The 7,318-nt window shown below is 49.2% G+C and carries 6 protein-coding genes; all 6 read left to right on the plus strand.

From position 1 onward, the window contains the following. Nucleotides 1-440 precede the first annotated feature (440 nt). The 6 genes from KAJ71_RS22110 (at nt 441) to KAJ71_RS22135 (ending at nt 7,188) form a co-directional block, all read left to right on the plus strand. Complete coding sequence (locus KAJ71_RS22110; protein WP_248947647.1) at nt 441-989, plus strand: tyrosine-type DNA invertase; 549 nt, start codon at nt 441-443, stop codon at nt 987-989. 499 nt (nt 990-1,488) lie between these two features. After that, the gene (locus KAJ71_RS22115; protein ID WP_248947648.1) at nt 1,489-2,019 is read left to right on the plus strand and encodes a fimbrial protein; all 531 of its coding nucleotides are present in this window, start codon (nt 1,489-1,491) and stop codon (nt 2,017-2,019) included. 100 nt (nt 2,020-2,119) lie between these two features. Continuing rightward, complete coding sequence (locus KAJ71_RS22120; RefSeq protein ID WP_248947649.1) at nt 2,120-2,794, plus strand: fimbrial biogenesis chaperone; 675 nt, start codon at nt 2,120-2,122, stop codon at nt 2,792-2,794. 104 nt (nt 2,795-2,898) lie between these two features. Continuing rightward, nucleotides 2,899-5,457, plus strand: coding sequence for a fimbria/pilus outer membrane usher protein (locus KAJ71_RS22125; protein WP_248947650.1), 2,559 nt, complete (start codon nt 2,899-2,901; stop codon nt 5,455-5,457). 10 nt (nt 5,458-5,467) lie between these two features. Next, the gene (locus KAJ71_RS22130; RefSeq protein WP_248947651.1) at nt 5,468-6,595 is read left to right on the plus strand and encodes a fimbrial protein; all 1,128 of its coding nucleotides are present in this window, start codon (nt 5,468-5,470) and stop codon (nt 6,593-6,595) included. A 68-nt stretch (nt 6,596-6,663) separates the two neighbouring features. Beyond that, entirely contained in the window at nt 6,664-7,188 is a 525-nt protein-coding gene (locus KAJ71_RS22135) for a fimbrial protein (RefSeq protein WP_248947652.1), read from the plus strand. Nucleotides 7,189-7,318 lie beyond the last annotated feature (130 nt).

Below are 7,318 nucleotides of genomic sequence, written 5' to 3' on the forward strand. Positions count from 1 at the left end.
AGGGTTATTTTTTGGTTCATTTGATATAATTTTATTTTGGGATTATTCTCTGGTGGATGCCTTGTAGGATACCTCTATGCTTAACTTCCCATTCGGATATAGGGGACGGATATTATTAGGTTTTTCATCAAAGTGTTTCCTGTTTGTATTTCTTGCTTTTATCATGTTGTTATTGTGTTGCATGATTTAACCTTGTTTTTTCATTAATCAGAAACTGAGCTGAGCTACTGATTTTAATCTAAGTATTAGCTAAGTTGCGTTGGAATATGGGCAATTAGCATAGTTCCATGACCAGGCTGTTTCATGATTACTTATCGGCTATACTCCACTCAGGATCCAGGATGTTATCCGAAGGCAGGGGCCAATGCTCCTTAGCGTTGTTGTGGAAATAAAAAGGAGGAAAAATCCACATACTTTTGGTAAAAAGTCAAAGAGGTACTATGACTAGTCGTAAACATTTAACTCCTTCCGAAGTGGAAAAACTGCTTGAGGCAACGCTGCAAGGCAAGAATCCAGAACGCGATTACTGTTTGATTTATATGTGTTTTATTCATGGTTGCCGAGTGAGTGAAATCAATAGCTGGCGGCTGTCAGATATCGATCTTGAAGGCGGCAATATTTATATTCATCGATTGAAAAACGGCTTCTCAACGGTGCATCCTCTGTATGTCCGCGAACGGAAGTGTTTACAGCGTTGGATGGCCAAAAGAAAGCATTACCGTGGCGCGGATAGCGAGTGGTTGTTTCTTTCTAACCGTGGCTCTCGTTTATCACGCCAGCGTATTTATTGGCTAATTCGTAATTACAGTGAAGCGGCCAATCTGGAGGTCAATGCACATCCCCATATGCTGCGTCATGGCTGCGGCTTCGCTTTGGCGGACCGGGGAATTGATACGCGTCTGATTCAGGATTTTCTTGGCCATAGGAATATTCAGAATACGGTACTATATACGGCAAGTAATGCGAGAAGGTTTAAGGAAGTATGGTGATTGGTGTATAGGTAAATATGTCTAATGAGTCACTTTGAACTAAATTGCAACATACTCTAAGGATACTCCAAAATAATGTCAACACTAACTATTCAATATTTCAATTTAGTCAAAAAAAACATTAAATAACAATGAATTAAATAAATATCAAGATAAATAAATTCTCATCCACTCTTGAGTTCTTTCTTGTTTGCCCCCCCTAAAAAAACCAATCGCAAAATCCGCCTATTTTATATTCAGTTAATAACTCCTTTTATGTTGCGATCAGTAGGGAAATAAACTGCATTACTGTTGATTTAAGGCCATCCATGGCATTTTAAACCAAAGGAGTCACTTTAGTTCAAAATGAATCGTTTGGCTGGAAAGGTATTACCGCCCAATCGCTATTTGCGGAGGTGGTCTTCAGTCGATGAACTAAATAAAAAGGAGTGACATAGGGTTATGTCAAAAATAAAACAAGTGCGCGCATTTTAAGTGCATTATTTAAAAGGAAAGTAGTATGAAAAAGAATCTGATCGCTATCGCCGTATTGGCTGCCTCTGCATTGACCACTCATGTAGCAACCGCTGCAAACGGCACCGTTAACTTTACCGGCAAGATCATTCCAGATGGCTGTGACGTTACCACTTCGACCAAAAACCTAAACGTGCCTATGGATACTGTTGCTGTGAATGCCTTTGACGGTGCGGGTTCTTCACCTGCTGCTGGTTCTAAAACTTTTGAGCTGCATCTGGAAAACTGCCCAGCGTCCATCACCGCCGCGGCCATTAGTTTTGACGGTATCAGCGCTACCGGTGATGACACCGTTCTGGCTCTGACCGACGGCCCTAATACAGCAACTGGCGTGGGTATCCAGATTTCTGATGCCAAGGGTAAAGTTGTTCCTCTGCATCAGCCGTCTTCTTCTTATGACCTGACCAGCACGGGTATCAACGTGTTGAAATTTGTTGCCCGTTATTATGCAGTCGCAGCAACGGTAACCGACGGTGACGCTAACGCAGTAACCAACTTTACCATTGTTTATCCATAAGATTTATCCGCCCTGTTATTTACGGGCGGCATAACGCCAGGTCAGGAGGGGCGTAAGCCGTTCCTGGCTTTTCTCTCAATGGTTTAGGGATGAACAAGCAATGAAAATTTGGCGGAGCACAATCGTTGCCGCGTTACTGTTAGCGTGTGGTGCCCAGGTGCAGGCAGGCGTCGTTATCGGCGGTACTCGTCTGATTTATGATGGCGGTAAGAAAGAGGCTTCTCTAGGGGTCAACAACCCGGATAAGGTGCCGTATCTGGTTCAGTCTTGGGTTGATTCTCCTAAAGGAGTGAACGCCAAAGCACCGTTTATCATCACGCCGCCTCTATTCCGTTTGGACGGCGAGCAAAACAATATTCTGCGAGTGGTGCGCGCAGGCGGTAATTTACCCACCGATAGAGAATCTCTCTATTGGCTACACATCAAGGCGATCCCCTCTGCGGAGAAAACGGCCAACACCCTGCAAATTGCGGTCAAAACCAGCATTAAGCTGATTTATCGGCCTTCTGGATTGCCCGGTTCAATGAACGAAGCTGCCCAAGCCTTGAGTTGGCAGCGCAGTGGCAACGCGCTTCAGGTGAGCAATTCATCGCCTTACTACATCACCTTCTTCAAGGTCAAGATTAATGGCAGTCAGGTGAAGAGTGCCACCATGGTTGCGCCCTATTCCAGCGAGCGTTTTGCACTGCCTGCTGGCAGCGCTAGCGGTGCATTAAGTTGGGAAATCATTAACGATTACGGCGGTGTTAGTAAGCCGTTTATCGGGAATTTATAGGTAGCTACCAGGATAAATTAACCCCTGCAACAGGTTGTAGGTCGTAGGGAAAGGATGCGGTCAGATGGAATTTGCTGGCGCGGCTGATAAATGGAGTTAAATGGATGAAAAACCCGAAGCGTATAGGCCCTCGAGGGTTTAACCATACCCCGCTGGCGTGGCTGATCTCATGTCAGGTTGCCATGCTGATGGGGATGTCCGGTAGTGTGCAGGCTCGTGATTATTTTAACCCGGCTCTGCTTGAGTTAGGTAGCCCATCTCAGCAAGGGGCTGACCTGACGGTTTTTGAGGAGGGTCTCACCCAAGCACCGGGCAGGTACCGGGTTGATATCTTCTTGAATGGTGAAATGTACGATACGCAGGATCTCGATTTTTCCCTGGTCAGAGATCCCGCAGGTGACAGCCTGCAGCCTTGCCTGAGCAGTGACATGCTGGAAAGTATGGGCGTGAAGATCGCCTCCTTCCCCACAATCCAGGCCGCCGGGCAGCAGTGCGTCGATCTGGCGCAGGCTATTCCCGCAGCGTTCGCCACGTTTCGTTTCAACCAGCAACGGTTGGACGTGAGTATTCCCCAGGCAGCCTTGAACGCCACTGCCCGTGGTTATGTGTCGCCGGATAAGTGGGATCAGGGGATCCCGGCGTTATTGGTCAACTATAACTTCAGTGGCGCTAACAGTTCGGCGCGCACCAGCGAGCGTTCTGACAGTAACACCTACTACCTCAACCTGCGTTCCGGTATCAACCTGGGTGCTTGGCGCCTGCGCAATTATTCCACTTGGAACCGGAATACTGATGGTGAAAGTCATTGGAACTCCATCAATACCTATTTGCAACGCGACATCGTGGCACTGAAAAGCCAGTTGATACTGGGCGACAGCACCTCACCGAGCGAGGTGTTTGACAGCGTGCCCTTCCGTGGGGGCCAGTTGGCCTCGGACGACGAGATGTTGCCGCAAAGCCTGAGGGGCTTTGCGCCCACGGTACGTGGCATCGCCCGTAGCAACGCCCAGGTCACCATTCGCCAGAACGGCTATGTAATTTATCAAAGCTATGTCCCGCCTGGGGCCTTTGAAATCAACGATCTTTATCCGACCGCAGGTAGTGGGGACCTGAATGTCACCATCAAGGAAGCCGACGGTAGCGAACAAAATACGGTGGTGGCGTTTGCCTCCGTACCGGTGCTGCAGCGTCAGGGACGCTTCAAATACAGCCTGACCAGTGGCCAATATCGTTCCTCTAAAAGTAATATCGACGATACGCCGTTTACCCAAGGCACGGCGATGTATGGCCTGCAGTGGGGGGCTACGCTCTATGGCGGTCTGCAGGCTGCTAGCAAATACCAGGCACTGGCCATCGGCTGGGGGCAAAACATGGGGGCCGTCGGGGCGCTTTCCGCCGACGTGACCCAGGCCTGGGCCAAACCAGAACAGAGTGACAAAGACAGTGGTCAATCGTGGCGTGTGCGTTACGGCAAAAACTTTGCAGAATCGGGCACCAACTTCAGCCTTGCGAGCTACCGTTACTCGACGGCGGGCTTCTATACGCTGCAGGAAACGCTGGATACTTATACCGAAGGCAGACCGTCATCGTACAATTATCACAAGAAGAGCCGTGCCGAGCTGTCGTTGAACCAACGCCTGTGGAAGGGCGGCGGAGCGCTGACCCTCAGGCTGTATAACGAAGATTACTGGAACGATAATCGCCGCACCCAGTCGGCGAGCCTTGGCTATAACAACAGTTGGAACAGCATCAGCTATGGCCTGAACTATACCTACAGTAAAAACGCTTATGACAGCAACGGCGATCGTTTCAAGAATGACGACCATATCTTTGCATTCAATGTCAACGTGCCGTTGAGTAAATGGCTGCCGGGTGCTTATGCGACCTACAACCTGAACAGCAGCCGCAATGGCAGCACCAGCAATGCCGTCGGGCTTAGCGGTTCAGCCTTGGAAAATGACAACCTGAACTACAGTATCAGCCAGGGCTACACCAGCCAGGGTACAGGGGCATACGGTAACGCCAATGTCGACTACCGCGGTGGTCTGGGGCAGGTGAACGTGGGGTATGGCTATGACCGATCCCAACAGCGCGTTAACTACGGCGTGAAAGGTGGTGTTCTGTTGCATGAGAACGGCCTGACGTTGTCGCAGTCAATGAGTGAGACGGCGGTGCTGGTAAAAGCGCCGGGGGCCAAAGGCGTCAACGTGTCTAATCAGGCCGGAGTGAGTACCGACTGGCGTGGCTATGCGGTGGTGCCTTATGCCTCTGTCTACCGCAAAAATACCATCTCGATAGATACCACAACCCTGCCGGATGACGTGGACATGACTTTGAGCAGCCAGGCGGTGACCCCAACCCGAGGTGCCATCGTGCGTGCAGATTTCAAACCGAATATTGGCCAGCGCGTGCTGATGACCCTACTGATGCAGGGCGGCGCACCGGTGCCGTTTGGAGCCACGGTGACCGACAGCAATGGCGCTGGTAGCAACGCCAGCATCGTGGGCGACGCCGGTCAGGTGTTCCTCAGTGGGATGGCCGGCAGTGGCAAGCTGGACGTGAAGTGGGGTAATGACGCTTCGCAGCGTTGCCAGGTGTCTTATAGCCTGCCGGAGCAGCAAGAGAGCACCGGTATTCGTTTGATGAACGGCCAATGTTTATAAAGGTTTGAAGATGAAAAAATTACAATCGATAGTACGCGATTCGCTCATGGGGATGGTGCTGGTTGGCGGACTGGGGGTCACACAGCAGGCATGGGCATTAGGGGTCGGGCAGTGCTGGCCGTCAAAGGGGAGTCCTCATCCGTATAACTTTAACTTCACAAGGAATATTACAGAACCATTCGAGAACGTAAAGGATCACGTTGTAGAGGATGCGGCGAATGGTAAATGGCAAGGGGGCGGCGAGTATCAGGTTGACTGCGAGTGTGATACATCCGGCAGGATGAATGAGTCCTATATTTCGGGGGTATCTCTAATCGGGGGAAATTATGATACCTACAAAGGTTGGAATTATTATCCATTGGCGGGTACCGAGGGGCGGCTTGCCGTAGCGACGACAGTACACATTGGTGGTGGCCAAAATGTACAGAAGCATGTGCCGTTTTCTATGGAAAGTAACCTATGGACTAGCGTTAACCAAGAATGCACTAATACCAGATATGCCAGTGGTAGTACAGGTACGGTCAATCTCAGATTTTTAAAACCCTTTGTGGGGGAGACGGAAATACCGCCAGTGACTTTCCTGGCGATTTATATTTCTTCAAGTAAGGATGTTAAAAGCACTAATCCTGTGGCAACGGTGTCGATGTCAGGAAAGGTCACTGTGAAGCAAAGTTGCGTGTTCACGCCTCCTTCTATTTCTATAGCGTTTGGCGACATCATGGCTGATAGTTTTAAGGTTGCTCCAGGGCAAAAGCCTGTCGGCTTTAAGGGGGAGTATTCGACAACGGTGGCAATGGATTGTGGGAATATCTCCGAAGGGGTGATCGTCTCCTTGGCGCTGAAAGGGGAATCAAATGCGCATATCACTGATGCATTAAAAACTATCAGCACGGAGGATGGCACAGAGAATGAGGATGTCGCCATCAGGTTCGTCGACAAGGATGGCAAGATTATTAAACCGTCCGTATCCGGTATAGAAGCAAAGGAGGGTTTACTGTCTGTATCTATGACTGGTTTGGGTGAACTGGTCAGTAAAGGTATTACGGAGTTTACGGCATATCCAATCAGCGCGACGGGACAGTCGGCAAAAGTCGGGGAGTTTACCGCTACCGCGACGCTCGATGTGCAATTGGAATAATTTCTGTATTAACGATAACGCATTGTAAACAGTCAATTGGGGTTAATTAAATGAAAGGAGTATTATATATGGATATGAAGACAATTTTTAAAGCGACCGCGTTGTGCCTAGCATTGGGTGGCATCGGTATCAACAGCTCTGCATTGGCAAACTCGGTGCAACTAAATATCACCGGTACGGTCAAGGCATCGCCCTGTGTGGTTGAATCCAATAATGGCAAGATTGATGTTCCGTTGGGCGATATTGAGGCTGCAAGCATGGCTACCGCGGGTTCTGCATCCGGCTGGGAACCCTTTGCCATGAAACTGGTAAATTGCCCGGTTTCAACAACTAAAGTCACGGCGACATTCAGTGGTACACAAGCCGATGAAAACGTCGACATGTATAAGAATACCGGTGATGCGGGTTCTATTCAGATTGAGTTGGTAGACGATAGCGAAACGCTCAAACTGGGGAATGGCAAGACGATGGATGCACCCGTCAATGCGAACGAAGCCGTTTTTAATCTGAAAGCACGTGCTTTTAGCCTGGCTGGCGGCGTAACGCCTGGTAGTATTTCTGGTGCTGTACAGGTGGCATTCGTCTACCACTAATCACCAGCAACACCCTCTAGCCATAAGAAAGCCTGGCCCCACTTTCTTGTGGTAGCTTTACCTGTGTCTTTTGTGTTAATCGCTTTGGGGCTTATTTATCGTTTATCGCTGGCTTTATTTTAATTTTATT

The organism is Serratia silvae, assembly GCF_023282985.1.
Classification (GTDB): Bacteria; Pseudomonadota; Gammaproteobacteria; order Enterobacterales; family Enterobacteriaceae; genus Chania; species Chania silvae.

Coding starts and splice junctions, on each gene's coding strand:
- KAJ71_RS22135 (WP_248947652.1), top strand. CDS start 6,664: ATGGATATGAAGACAATTTTTAAAGCGACCGCGTTGTGCCTAGCATTG.
- KAJ71_RS22125 (WP_248947650.1), top strand. CDS start 2,899: ATGAAAAACCCGAAGCGTATAGGCCCTCGAGGGTTTAACCATACCCCG.
- KAJ71_RS22115 (WP_248947648.1), top strand. CDS start 1,489: ATGAAAAAGAATCTGATCGCTATCGCCGTATTGGCTGCCTCTGCATTG.
- KAJ71_RS22120 (WP_248947649.1), top strand. CDS start 2,120: ATGAAAATTTGGCGGAGCACAATCGTTGCCGCGTTACTGTTAGCGTGT.
- KAJ71_RS22110 (WP_248947647.1), top strand. CDS start 441: ATGACTAGTCGTAAACATTTAACTCCTTCCGAAGTGGAAAAACTGCTT.
- KAJ71_RS22130 (WP_248947651.1), top strand. CDS start 5,468: ATGAAAAAATTACAATCGATAGTACGCGATTCGCTCATGGGGATGGTG.